Genomic DNA, 15,978 nt, shown 5'->3' with positions numbered 1-15,978 from the left:
TTATTTTAAAGAGCTATCATAAAAATCAAACTCTCCACTCTTCCCCCCTGTTTTTTTTAGTAAATGAGTGTACTCTATAACCATTCTTTTATCTACAGCTTTACACATATCATATATTGTTAATGCTGAAATCGTAGCTGCAGTTAAAGCCTCCATTTCAACTCCTGTTTTATCTACTATTTTTACAGTTGCTTTAATTTCAATACTACTATCTTCATCATTTATTTCAAAATCTATATTACAACTCGATATCATTAAAGGGTGACACATAGGTATTAAATTAGATGTTTGCTTACTAGCCATTATTCCCGCAACTCTAGCCACTCCTAAAACATCCCCTTTACCTATTTCCCCTTTTTTTATAAGTTCTAATGTTTCTTTGCTTACTTTTATTTTAGAAATTGCAATTGCAACTCTTTCAGTTTTCTTCTTTTCTGATACATCTACCATCTTTGCATTGCCATTATTATCAAAATGAGTAAATTTACTATTCATTATATCCTCCTACTTTCCAAAAGAACAATGTGGAAAAGTACAAATCTTACAATCTAAGCACAATCCTCCATGTCCATAAGCTGCTATATCCTCTAAAGTTAATTTTTCATCTGATAGTACTCTTGGTAGTACTAAATCTAATACTGTTCTTTTTGAATACATTGCACAACTTGGCACTCCAAGTATAGGTGTATCTTTATAATAAGCTAATAAGAACATAGCTCCTGGTAATACTGGTGATCCATAAGTAACAAGTTCTCCGCCACATTCTTTTATAGCAGTTGGTGTTACATCATCTGGGTCTACTGACATTCCCCCTGTGCATACAATCATATCTACATTTTCACTTAATCCATTTTTTATTTCTTCTATTATTTTTTCTTTAGAATCTGGTAAAATAACTTGCTTTATTACTTCACTGCCATAATATCCAAGCTTTGATTTTATAACTGGTAAAAAGGCATCTTTTATTCTTCCATTATAGACTTCATTACCTGTTGTTATAAGTAAACACTTCTTAGACTTTATTTTTTCCACATAAATAATTTTATTTTTTATTAATTTTTCTGCATTAATTATCTTATCTTCATCAATTATTAATGGAATAACTCTTGTTGCACCTATTTTCTCACCTTTTCTTATTGGAGTATTATTATGTAGTGTTGATACTATTATTTCTCCAAGACTATTAAGTTTAAATAATTCATCTTTATTTATTTTTAAAACTCCATCTATATCTGCAAAAAAGTCCACTTTTCCTTCTTTGATTTCTTTTGATTTACAGACACCCTCTCCAAGTACAAGGTTTGAAATCCTAATTGCAGCATCATTTTCATGTAATTCTCCTTCACTAGGTTCCCATACATAAATATGCTCTTTGCCTATGGATAATAATTTTTCAATATCTTCCTCTTTTATAACATGACCCTTTTTAAAAAGTCTTCCTTTGAATTCTCCTGGTATTATTTGAGTAACATCATGAGATAATATACACCCAACAGAATCATATACACTTATCATTTTCATTTTACTTAATCTCCTATAAAATTAATAATATTTCTAATAATTTTTTTAAATATAATTATGTTTACTTTCTCGCACATTCCTTTGATTCCCCAATCAAAATATCAATTCCATGCTTTAACTCATCTAATATAAAATCTAAAGCTTCTTTACATGCTTTTGGACTTCCTGGCAAATTTACTATTAATGTATCTTTTCTTATACCTGATACGGCTCTTGAAAGCATTGCTCTTTTAGTTATTTGGAGACTATACATTCTTATAGCTTCACAAATTCCTGGTGCTTCTCTATCAATTATTTCTTTGGTTGCCTCTGGAGTTATATCTCTTTGGGAGAATCCAGTACCACCTGTACTTAATATTAAATTAACCTTTAGTTCATCACTCATATATATAAATTCTTTTTTTAACATCTCATTTTCATCAGGTACAATTATCATTTTTTCTACTTTAAAACCTGCATTTTCTACTATTTCTTTAATAACTGCTCCACTTTTGTCTTCTCTCTCTCCTATATACCCTTTATCACTACTTGTTATTATTCCAACAGTGTACATTAAATTTCCTCCAAATCATTATATTCATTAATTGTATTTATATTTGAAAACTCTTTTTCACTTAGCACTTTATATTTTTTATCTTCTAACACTTTATATTTTGTTGACATTATAAACTTTTTTAATTTATTTTCATTATTTATTAAAGCTTCTTCAGCTCTAGGAATTAGTCCTTTAGAATATATGGCACATAATGGTTGAAGTTTTTCATTTATTTTAGGTACTAAAACTTCATATTCTTCATTTATATCACTTATAAACTTTAAGATATCTTTTGTAATTAAAGGCATGTCACAAGCAATACAAAAAACCTTCTCATTTCTCGAATTTTTAAGTGCTGAATGTATTCCGGATAAAGGCCCATTTCCTAAATAAATATCATTAAAAACTTTCAAACCAAACTGTGTATAATCTTCTTTATTATTAGATATAATTATTACTTCATCAAAATCCTTTCCTTCATATATTATACTTTCTATAAATGTTTTTTCTTTAAAAAGTAATAATGCTTTGTTATTATAATTCATCCTACTGCTTTTTCCACCTGCTAAAATAGCTAATGTTTTATTTATCATCTTTTCTCCTAAAGTTTTATAATATCTACTAAATCACCTTTACTTTTTCCATCATTATTAACTTCTATTTCAATTATACAATTTGAATTTATTGCAGAACTAAGTATTCCATTTCCTGATTTAGTTTGTGTTATATGTACATATTGTCTATAATTATCAATTTCTACATATCCTCTTATGAATCTTCTTTGAGGACTTTTCTTTTTGATGTCTTGTAATAATATTGCTTTTTCTCTATTTATTTTGATTTCTTTATATCCAGATAATTTCTCAAGAGTTGGCTTAACTAATAGTTCGAAAGTTGTTAGTGCAGCTGTTGGATTACCTGATAAACTTAGTATAATTGACTTATTTATCTTACTACATAAAACTGCTGAACCTGGTTTGATATTAATTTTCCAAAAAAGCTTTTCTCCACTTGTTATATCTATGGCTTCTTTAAGTAAATCCTTTTCTCCTACCGAAACTCCTCCGGTTGTAATTATTAAATCTACCTTCTTAGACAATTGTTCAATACAATTACCTATTTCCTTAGAATCATCATTTATATGACTAATATATTTAACATCATATCCAAGTTCACCTAATCTAGATAATATAGAATATTTATTACTGTTATAAATTTTTCCTTCTTTAAGCTCAAAACCAATATCAATAACTTCATCACCGGTACTTATAAATGCCACTTTAGGCTTTTTATATACTTTTATTTTATTTATTCCTGAACTAGCTAAAATTCCAATGTCAGCATAATTAAGTTTTTTATTTGACTTTAAAAGTAAGCTTCCTTGTAATATATCTTCTCCCTTTATACAAATATTCTCATTTTCATTTATATTTTTTCTTAAAATAATATAATCTTCTTCTATAACTACATCTTCTTGTTTTATAACAGCATTTGCTCCTTTTGGAATTGGTGCTCCTGTCATTATTTTAATTGCTGTTTCTTCACTTACAATGTTATTACAGACTCCTCCTGCATAAACCTTATCAATTATCTTTAATCTTTTATTAATTAATTCTTTATTATTACAAATAAATGCATATCCATCCATGGCAGATTTATTAAAAGGTGGATTGTTTATTTGTGCATATATATTTTCAGATACTACTCTATTTAATCCATTAATTAAATCTACTTCTTCAATATCTAAATTATCTACATTTTCGTTTAATATTTCCAGTGCTTCATTTAATGATATAAAGGATCTCACATTCTTCCTCCTCTAAAATTTATATAATAATTCTTTTAAAATAATATTGCTTTGTATTTTCTATACAAAAAGCTTATTACTCATAAATTGGGTGAGTAATAAGCCTTTAATTTAAATATAAATAAACACCTTTTATAGTGCTAAAATCTACTTAATGTATAAATCTTAAAATTAACCTTAATATTATTTTAAAATTTATATTTTATAAGTAATTATATACTTAAGTCAACTTATTTTCCTTCCCAAATCGTGGAGATGCTATTTTTTCAAATAAACACCCTGTGAATTTATAATTCAGGCATAGAATCCATAGATTGTATCCTTAGGTAATACTATGCTCTAGAAAATATTATTGATAATTTTCAAATTTAAAATCTTCTTCTTTCTCTATTAAATTAGCAAGTTCTTTAAAATCATTTTTATCTACAACTAAAATATTATCTAATCTTAAGTTTACATCACTTGCTATTGCTATAAGATTATTCTTGGGCGTTATTATTTTACTACTAACACCATTTCTATATACTTCTATCTTTCTTAAATTACTTTTCTTATATCCTTCTACTAAAATTATATCTTTATCTATAGCTATATTTATTAGATCATAAAATTTAGTTTCTTCTTTTAATTCTTTTATTATCGCAAGTCTAGAACTAGAGGATATTATTATAGTTTCTGAACCTGCTTCTCTATGTTTATATGTATCTTTTCCTTTTTTATCAATATCAAATTCATGAATATCATGTTTAATTGTTGCTACACTTAAATTTCTACTTCTTAATTCTCTTATTAAACCTTCAATTACAAATGTTTTTCCCACATTTGATTTTTCTCCGATTATATTAATAACCTTTGGCATAATTTCCATCCTTTAAGTATTTTAAATTATTATCCTTAAACTTATACTTATTATATTCTAGATTTTCTATAATAATCCTTCTGTAAACTATATCATTAATTAAATTTTATCCTCAATATTAGTTTTTCCTTTATTACTTCTATTAATTCAAATTTATTGCATTTAATATTCTTTAAGCATTTCCCTTGTAAAAGTTTTAGCAATTCTACGCTTAAACATAACTATTTAATTATCTCTTTAGTAACAGGCTCATTTTTAAGTAATATTATTTTATCAGCAAACCTCTTTGCTTCTTCTATATCATGACTTATTACTATTGCCGTTTTAGAATTTTCATATATATATTTCTTTATAAATCTAATGACATTTTCTTTATTTTCTTTATCTAATCCCTTAAATGGTTCATCCATAATAAAAACTTCTCCATTATAGAGTAGTGCTCTAGCTATACTTACTCTTTGTTGCATTCCACCGCTTAGCTCGTGAGGATACAACTTTTCGCAATTTATTAAATTCATATTTTGTAATATCGTTTTAATTTTTATTTTTCTATCTTCTTTCATAACTTTATTTTTTATTACTATTTCTAAATTCTTATAAATATTCTTCCAGGGTATTAATCTACTTTCTTGAAAAACAACACTAATATCAACATTTTTCAAAAATAAATCATCTTTTATATATTTTATTAAAGTAGTTTTTCCTATTCCAGATTCACCCATTATATAATTTATAGCATTTTCCTGAAATTCTATAGAAAAATTATCATATAACACTTTATCTCCAAAGCTAATATTAATATTATTAAATTTAATCAATCATATATCTCCTATCTTTAATAAGAATATTTAAAAAACATATAATAAATTTATCAGTTACATAGCATAGCATTGCTACTATAATTATCCATGCAAATATACCTGATGTATTAAAGTTAATTTTTTCACCTTGTATAGCACTTCCTATTCCATAAGACGGTTGTCCATAAACTTCTCCTGCAATTACTACTTTCAAAACTAAGGAAAAAGTCGATGTTGCTATAGATGATATACTTATTATTATTGATTGAATATGTATATTAAAAAGTTTATCAAAAAAACTAACCCTAAAAGCTTCAACCATTTCATTTAAATAACTATTTCCATTTATAAGTGAATTAATTGTTGTTTCATATAATATTGGAAAAGCTATTACAATTCCAATTAAATAAGGTGCATAATTTTTATTTAACCAAATTAGTGCAATTAGTATAAAAGCTATTGTTGGTATTGATTTTAATATTGAGTTTACTGGATATAAAAAATTGTAGATAAATTTATTGAAGCTTGATACTATCCCTAGGAACACAGCTATTATTAGTGCTATAAAAAAACTTATGAAGCCTCTTAATAATGAATTTATTATATTTAATAAAAATTGCTTTTCTTTTACTATACTTATTATTTCTATTAATATTTCACTTATCTTAGGCAAATAAATAGAATTGTTAATTTTATTGGATAAAATTATCCATATCACTACTATTATAAGTAGTGATATGAATATTATTCTTTTATCCTTCATAGAAGAATTTTTCATCTGGTACCTTTTCTCCTATTGATTTTGAATTTTCACTTTCTAAAACTTTAAAGTAATCTATATAATCCTCTTTATTATCTTTTGCCTTTGAAAAGCTTATATTACTATTTTTTATTGACTTTTCTGTTATAGAGGTTTCTACTTGTGAACCATTTTCAACCGAATATTGTGCTGCTTCTTTATTATTATCATTTACCCATTTAACTGATTCATCTACTTTAGTTATAAACTTTTCAAGAAAATCTTTATCATTGGCTATTATTTCTTCCTTAACTATTATACTTGCCTGTGGAAAACCTTTTTCACTATTAAATTGTTCCTTCCATAAGTCATTTAAACTAGCCACTATACTTATATTAGGTTTTTTACTTAATATAGTTGTTAAAGCTGGTTCAGGAACAACTGCATATTTAGCTTTTCCACTTAATATAGCTGGTGCTAATTCTGTAGCACCTCCAACATAACTTAAAGTAACATCATTTAAAATTCCATTTTGCTTTAATAAAGCTTTAAAAACTATATCAGGAGTTAATCCATTAGCTATGTTATATATCTCTTTTCCTTTAATGTCATTAAAATTTATTTCACCTTCAGTTGAAATCAAATATAAAGCTCCGAAGCCAGTTGTTCCAACTAACTTATATCCAAGGCCTTTATTATAAGCTTGTGCTGCAAGGTTAGATGGTACTATAGCTATATCTGGTTCTCCTTTCATAACTGCAGTTGCTAATGTATCTGCTGTATTTTCTATAGAATAATTAATAATGTGCTTATTATCAACCTGTATATTTTCTTTTATAAGCTTTGAAATTGCTGTAGCTGGAACCCCATTTGGTACAACTACTGATACTTCTTTTACTTCTTTATCGTCTATTATAGTTTCTTCTACTTCTCCTTTACAGCTTGTCAACGTCAATAGCATTGTAATCATAAATAAAATAATTACTTTCACTTTATTACTTTTTTTCATTTTATCTAACCTCCATATTTTACTACATATTACCATTATATCACTAATGTTAATATACTCAAATTTAAATACTTATAAACTTATATGGTATTATGAGTTATTTTTTATCTTATAAAGAGTTTTTTTATATTGAATTAATTTTAATTTATAGTTATAATATTATTATAAATTTTAAGGAGATGAGAGTTTATGGTAGATGATAAAATTGAACTACTTATTAAAAATAGTAAGCTATTAGATAATGTAAAATCAACCCTTGGTATGGGTACTTTTAAAAAATGTAACGCTTTAAACTTAACATTAAGAAATAGAAATGCAGATGTAGAAAAAATTAACAATTGTATAGATATAATAAGGAATAACTCTTCTATTTTTTCTAACTTTAGAGGTAATAATCTTTTAACTACTGCTGTCAATTTGTCTATACAAAATAATCCTGAAGAAAGTTTTAATGATATTATAATAATATATAATAAATTAAAAAATCATTTCTTCAATAATCAATTTTTAGTTTTAGCAGCTCAAATAATCTATAATTATAGAAATATAAATGATGTCGATTTAATAGTTGTAAATACTAGAAAAGCTTATGATACTATGAAAAAAAATCATTTATTTTTAACTGGTCAGGAAGATATTTGTGCTGCAGCTCTTATTGCAACAACTTCAAATAACGTAGAACAAACATTTATAGATATGGAAGAATGTTATAATATTCTAAAAAATAATGGTTTTTATAGTGGAAATAATCTTCAAGCTTTATCTCATATACTATCTCTCTTCGAAGGATTCCCACAAGAAAAATGTAATAAAGTACTTTTGTTAGATAAAATTTTAAGAAATCATTCTGTTCCTTTAAAAAGCTATTCTCTTCCAATTTTAGGAGTTGCTGCTCTCACCAATATAGATTACGAGAAATTTGCTACTGATTTAAATTCAGCAAATAATTATCTAAAAAAGCAACATGGATTCGGAAGTTTCTCTTTAGGATCAACTGTAAGAAATATGATAATAGCATCCTTACTTTCATTAGAATTTATAGAAAATAGTGATTCCTTAACTAAAGAGAAGTTAATTGAGACAACTAATAATATATCTTTAAATATTGTTCTTATAATGCAAATAGCAGCAGCAACTGCGGCTTCTTCTGCTGCTATAGCAGCTTCTTCTAGTAGTTAATTTTTATAAAAGCCTTAAAGATTACTATGTAAACTTTAAGGTTTTTATTATTTCATCTTCTCCTATTGTTACATTATTGAAAACTTCTGTTGCATTTTCTAAATATTCATTTGGATTAATCATAGCAGGACTAAAGTGAGTTAAAAGCATTTCTTTCACTTCACCATCCTTGGCTAAAGTTGCTGCTTCTCTAAAGGTCATATGCTTATTTTTTATAGCTTTATCTATGTCATTATCATCTCCATAAGTACCTTCACAGATAAATAAATCACTATCTTTTATAAAGTTACATATATTACTTAGAGGTCTTGTATCAGTTATAAAACTTAATTTAATTCCTTTTCTTTCTTCTCCTAAAACCATAGTGTAGTCATATCTTATCCCTTCATAAACTATCTTTTCTTCCTTTTGTAATTTATTCCATAAAATTTTTGGTACATTCATATTGGTAGCTTTATTTATATCAAACTTTTTCTTCCTTTTAAAATAAAGACTATATCCTAAACAAATAGCTGAATGTTCAAGTTCTATAGTTTTTAAAACCAAATCACTTTTTTCACTTGTGTCTATTTGAAGTATATCTTTTTTTAGATTTAAATATAATTTTGTAGGATTTTCTATTATATTTAAATCATAAGGTAAATAAGGAGCAATAACCCTAAGACTATTTACTACATTAGTAATTCCTATAGGCCCAACTATAGTTAAAGGATGTTCTCTTCCACTATTTCCTATTGTTGAAAGAAGCCCAGGAAGTCCTACAATATGATCTCCATGAAAGTGTGTTATTAAAATTAAATCTATTGCTTTAAATCCAAGCCCCATTTTTCTTATTGTTACTTGTGTTCCTTCGCCACAATCTATTAATATTTTTCTTCCTCTATAATTTATAAATAAAGATGATAAATTTCTATTTGGCATAGGCATTCCTCCACCACAACCTAATAGTGATATATCAATCAAATTAAACACCTTCTTTCTAAATTATTTTTTGCAAAATTACAATATGTATACTTTTATTTTTAGCATTTTACTTAACTAAATATATTAGCTATTTAATTACTACTAATTTTAATATATAGATTTATAATTTAAATGTAATGAAGACAGTAGAAATTTTTATCTACTGTCTTCATTATGCAAATATTATTTTGCTAATTCTAAGGCTATCTCCATCATATCAGTAAAACTTTTTTGCCTTTCTTCAGGAGTAGTTTCTATTCCTTTAAATATATGATCAGAAATTGTTAGTATAGATAATGCTTCTATTCCAAACTTTGCAGCTAGTGTATAAAGTTCTGCTGATTCCATTTCTACAGCTAAACAACCATAATCAGCCCATAGCTTTATTCCTACATTAGTATCATCATAAAATAAATCTGAAGATAAAACATTACCAACCTTAATGTTTAAACCTTTTTCTTTTCCTTTATTATAAGCTTCTAATAAAAGATTAAAGTTTGCAGTTGGAGCATAGTCCATACCTTGAAATCTTCTTTTATTTATTGCTGAGTTTGTTGAGGCACTTTGTGCTAATACTACATCTCTTACATTAACATCTTCATTAATTGATCCTGCTGATCCAATTCTAATAAGTCTTTTTGCTCCATAAAATTGAATTAATTCATTTACATATATAGAATGTGATGGTAAGCCCATTCCTGTTCCTTGTACAGATATTCTTTTTCCTTTGTATGTACCAGTATAACCATACATTCCTCTAACTTCATTATAACAAACAGGGTTTTCCAAATAATTTTCAGCTATAAACTTAGCTCTTAATGGGTCTCCTGGTAATAGTACTGTTTCTGCTATATCTCCTTCATTAGCCATTATGTGTAAATGCTTTGCCATATTTTAAAAGCCTCCTTAATTTATAATTAATAAAATACTATCATACTTATAAAGTTAAATAAACCTTTTCATTTTAAATTATCATTATTGTTATATTTATTATCAAAAAAATAAAATAAATAGTTTTAAATTGCGAATATAAAGGCTACGATAAATAGATATGTTTCATAAGCTAAATAGCTACGCAAAGAAGTACTAGGCTCGGAGAACTACTATGCCAAGAGTTTTGGTTAAACTCGCTGCGCTCAGACAAACCAACAACACTAAGAGGCATAGTAGTTCTTCCTTCATGAAGTACTTCTAGTTTCTCGCTATATGCTTATTTCACATATCCTATTTACCTTCGCCAACTTATATTAAGAATTTAAATTAATAATGAATTAAGTTATTGGTAAAAAATAATTGGTGAGGAAAATTAAAAACTTAGTCAAGTGTAGCAGACTATAATTGAGCTTGTTCCCTGATACCTGTTACCTGTTACCTATAAAATCAAAAAAACTGTAAACTGTGCCTTGTGAACTGTGAACTGAAAAATGCTTCGCAATTTAAAACAAAGGTGCAATTAATAAAATAACTTTATCAATCACACCTAAAATTTTAATTTAATATATTGGACTATTAGTAATACTACTATCATTATCTCTTGGTGCGTAAATATTTACTTTACCAAAAGTTTCAGTATTAATAGTATAAACATTACTTTGAGGATTTCCTAAAATCTCATATGATAATCCTCCATATCTTGATGGTGCTAAAAAACCAACTTCATTTCCTATTATAGGACGTTTACTTAATGGATATACTCTCCAACTAGTTACATTACTATTCAAGTTTAAATATCTTTTTGATGTTGAAGAATTCCCTGAAGTACTCCCAGAGGAAGATCCAGAAGAAACTTCACCATATAAAGCTGTATCACTTATACTACTATCATTATCTCTTGGCGCATATATATTTACTCTTCCAAAAGATACAGTTTCTATTGTATAAACGTTACTTTGTGGGTTTCCTAATATCTTGTAAGATAATCCTCCATATCTTAATGGTGCTAAAGTTCCTACTTCGTTACCTATTATAGGTGCCTTATTTAAAGGATATACTCTCCAACTACTTACTAATTTATTTAAATTTAAATATCTATCACCATTTTGTGAAGGAGTTGATGGATTTACAGGTTCACTTGGAGTACTTGGGGAAGATGTGTCTTTTCCAACTAGTCCCTTTACTATTGCTGTTGCTATTTTTTCCGGATCATATATACTCATATCACTAGAATCAATAAAACAGCATTCTACTAGCATCGATTTAATTCTTATTCCTCCAACCAAGGCTAACTCACTTCCGTCTTTAACTCCCCTATTTATATATCCTATAGCATTCATTTCCTTTAAAATATTAGATGCTTCACTAAGAATAGAACCATTTTTAGTATAAATCTCGGTTCCTCGTCCTCCACCTGCATTTAAATGAATTGATATTGAAATATCTGCACCTGCTGAATTAGCAGATGAAACTCTAATTCTTAAGCTTTCAGATACACTAGATGCATAATCTGGTGATACAACTATAATATTATGACCTAAATTTTCTAATTTTGTTTTTATTCTTTTGCCTATTTCTCTTGTACAAACTTCTTCTCTATATCCATTTCCTACTGCTCCAGTATCAGCCCCCGACAAACAGTGTCCATAATCAAGCACTATTTTCATATTAATCACCTCAATATAAAATATGCATTAATTATGTTATCTGACATTAAAAGCACACAAATTTCTCTATGTATTAGTTAATATCTTTCTTATTTCTCCTATCATATAAAGTGAACCAGATGCAATTATTAAATCATCTTTACTTGCTTTACTTAATGATAGTTTTATTGCCTTGTCATAATCATCAAAAGCAATACAATTATTCTTATACTTCAATACTACTTCCTTTAGTTCATTTGCACTAGCTGCTCTTATTGAATTAGGCGTCACAGTATAAACTTCAGTGGCTAAAGGTGCTATTACTTTTACCATTTCTTCAACATTTTTATCATTTAAAATTCCAAGTATTAAGTATAATTTTTGATATTTAAAATATTCCTCTATATTTCTTTTAAGAAATTCTATTCCTGCGATATTATGAGCTCCATCAATTACTATATATGGATTTTTCTTTAATACTTCAAGTCTTCCTTTCCATTTAATACTTTTTACACCTTTATATAATTTATTAATTTCAATATTTATATAATTTAACCTTTGAAGCTCTTCTAGTGCTTTAATTGCTAAAGATAAATTAATTATTTGATGTTTACCAAGCAAAGATAAATCTAAAGTATATTTATTATTATTAAAATTAATTGATACTCTCTGATAAGGAATATCATCATTCACTATTTCTAATAGATTAAAATTATTTGAATCTACAATAGTTAATTTAGAATTTGTTAATAATGCTTTACTTTTTATAATATTAATAACCTTATCTTTTTGCTTGCAAGTTATAACTGGAACATTTTCTTTTATTATCCCTACCTTTTCACTAGTTATTTCTTCTACTGTGTTTCCTAAAATATTTGTGTGATCTAAGCTTATAGAAGTTATTATCGATAAAATTGGTGTAATTACATTTGTTGAATCTAGCCTTCCTCCTAGACCTACTTCTATTACTCCAAAATCAATCTTTTGTCTATATAAATATAAAAACATAACACAAGTTAATACTTCAAATTCAGTTGGATGCTTGTATCCTTCTTCTACTATTTTATTAACATATGGCTTTATTTCCTCTAATAAATTTACTAACTCCTCTTCAGCTATATTATCATCATTTATTCTTATCGTTTCTTCTATTTCTTCTAAATGTGGTGAATTAAAAAATCCTACTTTATAACCATGTTCTATTAAAACTTTACCTAATATAGAAGATGTTGATCCCTTTCCATTTGTTCCAGCTATATGTATAAGCTTTAGTTTTTTATGTGGATTTCCGAGCAACTCTAATAATCTCTCTGTACGTTCTAATCCATAATTTGATCCTAAAACCCTTAGCTCCTCTAAATATTTTAATGCCTTTAAATCTTTCATATCTATTTCATTCCTTTAACACTTTTTCTTATATGCTCTAAAAATAATTCCATAGTGTTATTTACACCTAAATAACTTAACATTCTACTTCCAACTGCATCTTCAAATTCATTAAATAATATTTCACCATTTTCTAAAAGTAAGAAATCAATTCCACCAAAATCTATGTCTATATTACTTAGTATTTTATCTATTATCTCTTTTTGCAAATATGAATATTTATATAATTCAACATTGCCACCCCTTGAAAAATTAGATAAGGTTTCATCTTCTTTAGGAAGCCTAATTACTGAATTAACTATATTATTATTTATTATATAAAACCTTATATCTCCAACATAATCTCCAATAAACTCTTGATAAACATTTTTATTAAAATCTAGAGATTTAAAACCCTTTAATATATTAACTCCTATTCCACCATGTCCATTTTTAGGTTTTTCTATTATCTTTTTATTACTATTTAACTCTTCAATGCTTCTATAAACCTTGGGATATTTAATATCTAAAGTTTCCATAAAATTATATGCTTCTAACTTATCATTTCCAAGCCTGCAAAAATTAAATTTATTAAAAACTCTTAGTCCTACTAATTCTAAATTATAAGTTATTCTAAAATCTCTAGACCTATTTATAACAAATTTAAATTTTGAATCTAAAACTCTATAATTTATATCTTTTGCTAATATCAATTCTAAATCCAAATTATATTTTATTCCATCTTCTATTAACCAATTTATATAACTTTTATTTTTTTCTACATCTACTTCATCATAAATAACTAAACCTTTTATCATAAACATTCCTCTAATATATATTTTAGTATTTCCGCTCCAAAGCTTTTTCCCCAAAGCTCTTCAAAACTTAAGAAATTTAAATTTGAGTTTACTTCACATAATATAGGTTTATTATTTTCTCCAAATAATAGATCTACCCCCGAAAAATCTAATCCTAATACCTTATGCGCCTTAAGTGCAAGTTCTTCTTGTTCTATTGTTAAGTTTATTAATTTACCTTTTCCACCTTGAGATATATTAGCTCTAAAGTCTTTATCAGATTCTCTAAGCATAGCCCCTATCACTTTATCTCCTATGATATTTACTCTTATATCTTTTCCATAACTACTTTTTATATTTTCTTGCATAATAAAATCTATATTTCTTTTATTTAAATCCATAACCTTTTTAATAAAATCTTCTTTATTTTTTATTGAATATACCTGCATTCCAAAGGAACCCTTTGATTCTTTTATTATTACATCTTTTCCAAGTTCATCAAAACATTTTACTAAATAACCTTCACTATTTAATAAGTAATCAAATATCATTGGTGATAAAATTGTTCTCGGCATTTGTATATTGCTATTAGAAAGCTCTAAATGCATTAATCCCTTATGATCACAGTATTCAATAGCTTTACTTGAATTGAAGACTTTAAATCCCATCTTTTCTAAATGCCTTGCTAATAATACATCTTTGTCCCAAAATATAATAAATTTTGGGCTTTCAAGATCTTTTAAATATAAAAGATCAGCTTTCCCTTCATTATTATATGTAGGAATTATTTCCGTATTTTTTACCTTCTTTAATTCTATATCCAGTTTTTCTCCTTCAATTATTAAAGAATCTACAAGCTTATTTATTTTAGGAATATTTAATGTTCCATTATAAATTATCCATCCTGTCATAAGTTATCCACTCTTTCTATGCTTAATATTTATTTAATGCTTTCGCCTTTTTTCCATAACTTCTTACCTAAAAAGTACCCAATTATAATAAGTAAAATATTTATTATAATTGTAATAATTATTAAAAATCTATTTACTATATTTATTTTATTTATCATTACTAATGGTATAAATATTAAATAAAATAATACTAATAAACTTACAATTAAATTTCTTATAAAGCTCTTTTCACCTAATGATTTAAATGGCTGCCACCATATATTAAAATCTTTCATTTTTATATCTCCTATTTTTTAATAATGATAAATAATTCAACTATTAATTACCCTACTTTTATCACTTTTAATTTTTTTTGTCAATATTACTTCTTAGTTTATTGCTTTTTATTAATTGAATTTTATATTAATGTGTTTTAAAATAATAAATATAAAACCTAAAGAAGGAGCCTATTATGAACGATTTAAATGAAATTTTTAAATTGAATTTAGATGAAGTATCTATTTATGAAATAAATGAAGAACATCTAATAGAATTGAAGAATCATGATTATTATATGAAAAATAATTTTTATTTTTGGCTTATAAATAAAATATATTCACTTGAAGATAGTAATAATTGTGATGAGTTAGCTTATACACATTATTTAATGTCTTATTACATATTTGTAGTTTTAACGCCTTTAAACTATGAATCCTTAGCTTTTACTCATATAAAAAAGTGCTTAAACTATTCAAATAATATTAAATATAAAGAATGGTTACTTATATTTTCTACCCTGCAAAATAGCTTTTTAAAGCCTTATGAAGCTATAAAAAAATCAGAAGAGGTACTTAAGGAAAATCCAGATAGCAGCATTGCAAATACTATTTTGCAATTATTTTAAAACTTCTCTTAAGTTAAAAACACCGATTTTA

General features: G+C 26.0%; 18 protein-coding genes and 1 riboswitch. Of the genes, 2 read left to right on the top strand and 16 right to left on the bottom strand.

What is annotated here, in order from left to right:
- The 9 genes from moaC to ABDZ60_RS16795 all read right to left on the bottom strand — a co-directional run bounded on the left by moaC (position 1) and on the right by ABDZ60_RS16795 (position 7,270).
- A complete protein-coding gene (gene moaC, locus ABDZ60_RS16835) occupies positions 1–495 on the bottom strand; it encodes a cyclic pyranopterin monophosphate synthase MoaC (RefSeq protein ID WP_047001338.1) in 495 nt (164 codons plus the stop codon).
- Between the two features lie 9 nt (positions 496–504).
- On the bottom strand, positions 505–1,521 hold the full coding sequence (locus tag ABDZ60_RS16830; RefSeq protein ID WP_343779722.1) for a molybdopterin-binding protein: 1,017 nt from the start codon (positions 1,519–1,521) through the stop codon (positions 505–507).
- A 61-nt stretch (positions 1,522–1,582) separates the two neighbouring features.
- Entirely contained in the window at positions 1,583–2,074 is a 492-nt protein-coding gene (locus ABDZ60_RS16825) for a MogA/MoaB family molybdenum cofactor biosynthesis protein (RefSeq protein ID WP_016206755.1), read from the bottom strand.
- A complete protein-coding gene (locus tag ABDZ60_RS16820) occupies positions 2,074–2,649 on the bottom strand; it encodes a molybdenum cofactor guanylyltransferase (RefSeq protein ID WP_343779720.1) in 576 nt (191 codons plus the stop codon). The genes ABDZ60_RS16825 and ABDZ60_RS16820 overlap by 1 nt, the downstream gene beginning before the upstream one ends.
- A gap of 8 nt (positions 2,650–2,657) precedes the next feature.
- The gene (locus ABDZ60_RS16815; protein WP_047001341.1) at positions 2,658–3,863 is read right to left on the bottom strand and encodes a molybdopterin molybdotransferase MoeA; all 1,206 of its coding nucleotides are present in this window, start codon (positions 3,861–3,863) and stop codon (positions 2,658–2,660) included.
- 219 nt (positions 3,864–4,082) lie between these two features.
- A riboswitch (molybdenum cofactor riboswitch) is annotated at positions 4,083–4,221 on the bottom strand.
- The gene (mobB, locus tag ABDZ60_RS16810) at positions 4,213–4,722 is read right to left on the bottom strand and encodes a molybdopterin-guanine dinucleotide biosynthesis protein B (RefSeq protein ID WP_016206752.1); all 510 of its coding nucleotides are present in this window, start codon (positions 4,720–4,722) and stop codon (positions 4,213–4,215) included. It overlaps the preceding riboswitch by 9 nt.
- Positions 4,723–4,943: 221 nt before the next feature.
- Positions 4,944–5,540 (bottom strand): ATP-binding cassette domain-containing protein, encoded by a 597-nt coding sequence (locus tag ABDZ60_RS16805; protein WP_343779716.1) that lies wholly within the window; start codon positions 5,538–5,540, stop codon positions 4,944–4,946.
- A complete protein-coding gene (locus ABDZ60_RS16800) occupies positions 5,533–6,300 on the bottom strand; it encodes an ABC transporter permease (protein WP_343779714.1) in 768 nt (255 codons plus the stop codon). The genes ABDZ60_RS16805 and ABDZ60_RS16800 overlap by 8 nt, the downstream gene beginning before the upstream one ends.
- Positions 6,275–7,270: an ABC transporter substrate-binding protein gene (locus tag ABDZ60_RS16795; RefSeq protein ID WP_343779712.1), complete on the bottom strand. Its 996-nt coding sequence runs from the start codon at positions 7,268–7,270 to the stop codon at positions 6,275–6,277. Before ABDZ60_RS16795 ends, ABDZ60_RS16800 begins: the two co-directional genes overlap by 26 nt.
- A 189-nt stretch (positions 7,271–7,459) precedes the next feature.
- On the opposite strand from ABDZ60_RS16795, the gene ABDZ60_RS16790 reads away from it, so the two are divergent.
- Positions 7,460–8,449 carry a DUF4003 family protein gene (locus ABDZ60_RS16790; protein ID WP_047001343.1) on the top strand — a complete coding sequence of 330 codons (990 nt, stop codon included), beginning with the start codon at positions 7,460–7,462 and terminating at the stop codon, positions 8,447–8,449.
- A gap of 24 nt (positions 8,450–8,473) precedes the next feature.
- Here ABDZ60_RS16790 and ABDZ60_RS16785 read toward each other — a convergent pair whose 3' ends face one another.
- From ABDZ60_RS16785 to ABDZ60_RS16755, 7 genes are all read right to left on the bottom strand, one after another.
- The gene (locus ABDZ60_RS16785; RefSeq protein WP_343779707.1) at positions 8,474–9,412 is read right to left on the bottom strand and encodes a ribonuclease Z; all 939 of its coding nucleotides are present in this window, start codon (positions 9,410–9,412) and stop codon (positions 8,474–8,476) included.
- A 183-nt stretch (positions 9,413–9,595) separates the two neighbouring features.
- A complete protein-coding gene (gene deoD / locus ABDZ60_RS16780) occupies positions 9,596–10,303 on the bottom strand; it encodes a purine-nucleoside phosphorylase (protein WP_343779704.1) in 708 nt (235 codons plus the stop codon).
- 602 nt (positions 10,304–10,905) lie between these two features.
- Positions 10,906–12,012, bottom strand: a complete 1,107-nt coding sequence (locus ABDZ60_RS16775; RefSeq protein ID WP_343779701.1) for an N-acetylmuramoyl-L-alanine amidase — start codon at positions 12,010–12,012, stop codon at positions 10,906–10,908.
- A 66-nt stretch (positions 12,013–12,078) separates the two neighbouring features.
- Entirely contained in the window at positions 12,079–13,377 is a 1,299-nt protein-coding gene (locus ABDZ60_RS16770; protein WP_343779699.1) for a bifunctional folylpolyglutamate synthase/dihydrofolate synthase, read from the bottom strand.
- A gap of 2 nt (positions 13,378–13,379) precedes the next feature.
- Positions 13,380–14,174 carry an ATP-grasp domain-containing protein gene (locus ABDZ60_RS16765; protein WP_343779697.1) on the bottom strand — a complete coding sequence of 265 codons (795 nt, stop codon included), beginning with the start codon at positions 14,172–14,174 and terminating at the stop codon, positions 13,380–13,382.
- A complete protein-coding gene (locus tag ABDZ60_RS16760) occupies positions 14,171–15,064 on the bottom strand; it encodes a RimK family alpha-L-glutamate ligase (protein ID WP_343779695.1) in 894 nt (297 codons plus the stop codon). The genes ABDZ60_RS16765 and ABDZ60_RS16760 overlap by 4 nt, the downstream gene beginning before the upstream one ends.
- A 29-nt stretch (positions 15,065–15,093) precedes the next feature.
- Positions 15,094–15,339 carry a hypothetical protein gene (locus ABDZ60_RS16755; protein ID WP_343779693.1) on the bottom strand — a complete coding sequence of 82 codons (246 nt, stop codon included), beginning with the start codon at positions 15,337–15,339 and terminating at the stop codon, positions 15,094–15,096.
- Between the two features lie 176 nt (positions 15,340–15,515).
- On the opposite strand from ABDZ60_RS16755, the gene ABDZ60_RS16750 reads away from it, so the two are divergent.
- Complete coding sequence (locus ABDZ60_RS16750) at positions 15,516–15,947, top strand: hypothetical protein (protein ID WP_016206740.1); 432 nt, start codon at positions 15,516–15,518, stop codon at positions 15,945–15,947.
- Positions 15,948–15,978: the final 31 nt, after the last annotated feature.

This window comes from Clostridium sartagoforme (assembly GCF_039521405.1).
GTDB lineage: Bacteria > Bacillota > Clostridia > Clostridiales > Clostridiaceae > Clostridium > Clostridium sartagoforme.
The sequence above is the reverse complement of the archived record's forward strand: the minus strand, read 5'-3'. Positions and strand labels throughout refer to the sequence as shown.

Coding starts and splice junctions, on each gene's coding strand:
- moaC (WP_047001338.1), bottom strand. CDS start 495: ATGAATAGTAAATTTACTCATTTTGATAATAATGGCAATGCAAAGATG.
- ABDZ60_RS16830 (WP_343779722.1), bottom strand. CDS start 1,521: ATGAAAATGATAAGTGTATATGATTCTGTTGGGTGTATATTATCTCAT.
- ABDZ60_RS16825 (WP_016206755.1), bottom strand. CDS start 2,074: ATGTACACTGTTGGAATAATAACAAGTAGTGATAAAGGGTATATAGGA.
- ABDZ60_RS16820 (WP_343779720.1), bottom strand. CDS start 2,649: ATGATAAATAAAACATTAGCTATTTTAGCAGGTGGAAAAAGCAGTAGG.
- mobB (WP_016206752.1), bottom strand. CDS start 4,722: ATGCCAAAGGTTATTAATATAATCGGAGAAAAATCAAATGTGGGAAAA.
- ABDZ60_RS16800 (WP_343779714.1), bottom strand. CDS start 6,300: ATGAAAAATTCTTCTATGAAGGATAAAAGAATAATATTCATATCACTA.
- ABDZ60_RS16795 (WP_343779712.1), bottom strand. CDS start 7,270: ATGAAAAAAAGTAATAAAGTGAAAGTAATTATTTTATTTATGATTACA.
- ABDZ60_RS16790 (WP_047001343.1), top strand. CDS start 7,460: ATGGTAGATGATAAAATTGAACTACTTATTAAAAATAGTAAGCTATTA.
- deoD (WP_343779704.1), bottom strand. CDS start 10,303: ATGGCAAAGCATTTACACATAATGGCTAATGAAGGAGATATAGCAGAA.
- ABDZ60_RS16775 (WP_343779701.1), bottom strand. CDS start 12,012: ATGAAAATAGTGCTTGATTATGGACACTGTTTGTCGGGGGCTGATACT.
- ABDZ60_RS16770 (WP_343779699.1), bottom strand. CDS start 13,377: ATGAAAGATTTAAAGGCATTAAAATATTTAGAGGAGCTAAGGGTTTTA.
- ABDZ60_RS16765 (WP_343779697.1), bottom strand. CDS start 14,174: ATGATAAAAGGTTTAGTTATTTATGATGAAGTAGATGTAGAAAAAAAT.
- ABDZ60_RS16760 (WP_343779695.1), bottom strand. CDS start 15,064: ATGACAGGATGGATAATTTATAATGGAACATTAAATATTCCTAAAATA.
- ABDZ60_RS16755 (WP_343779693.1), bottom strand. CDS start 15,339: ATGAAAGATTTTAATATATGGTGGCAGCCATTTAAATCATTAGGTGAA.
- ABDZ60_RS16750 (WP_016206740.1), top strand. CDS start 15,516: ATGAACGATTTAAATGAAATTTTTAAATTGAATTTAGATGAAGTATCT.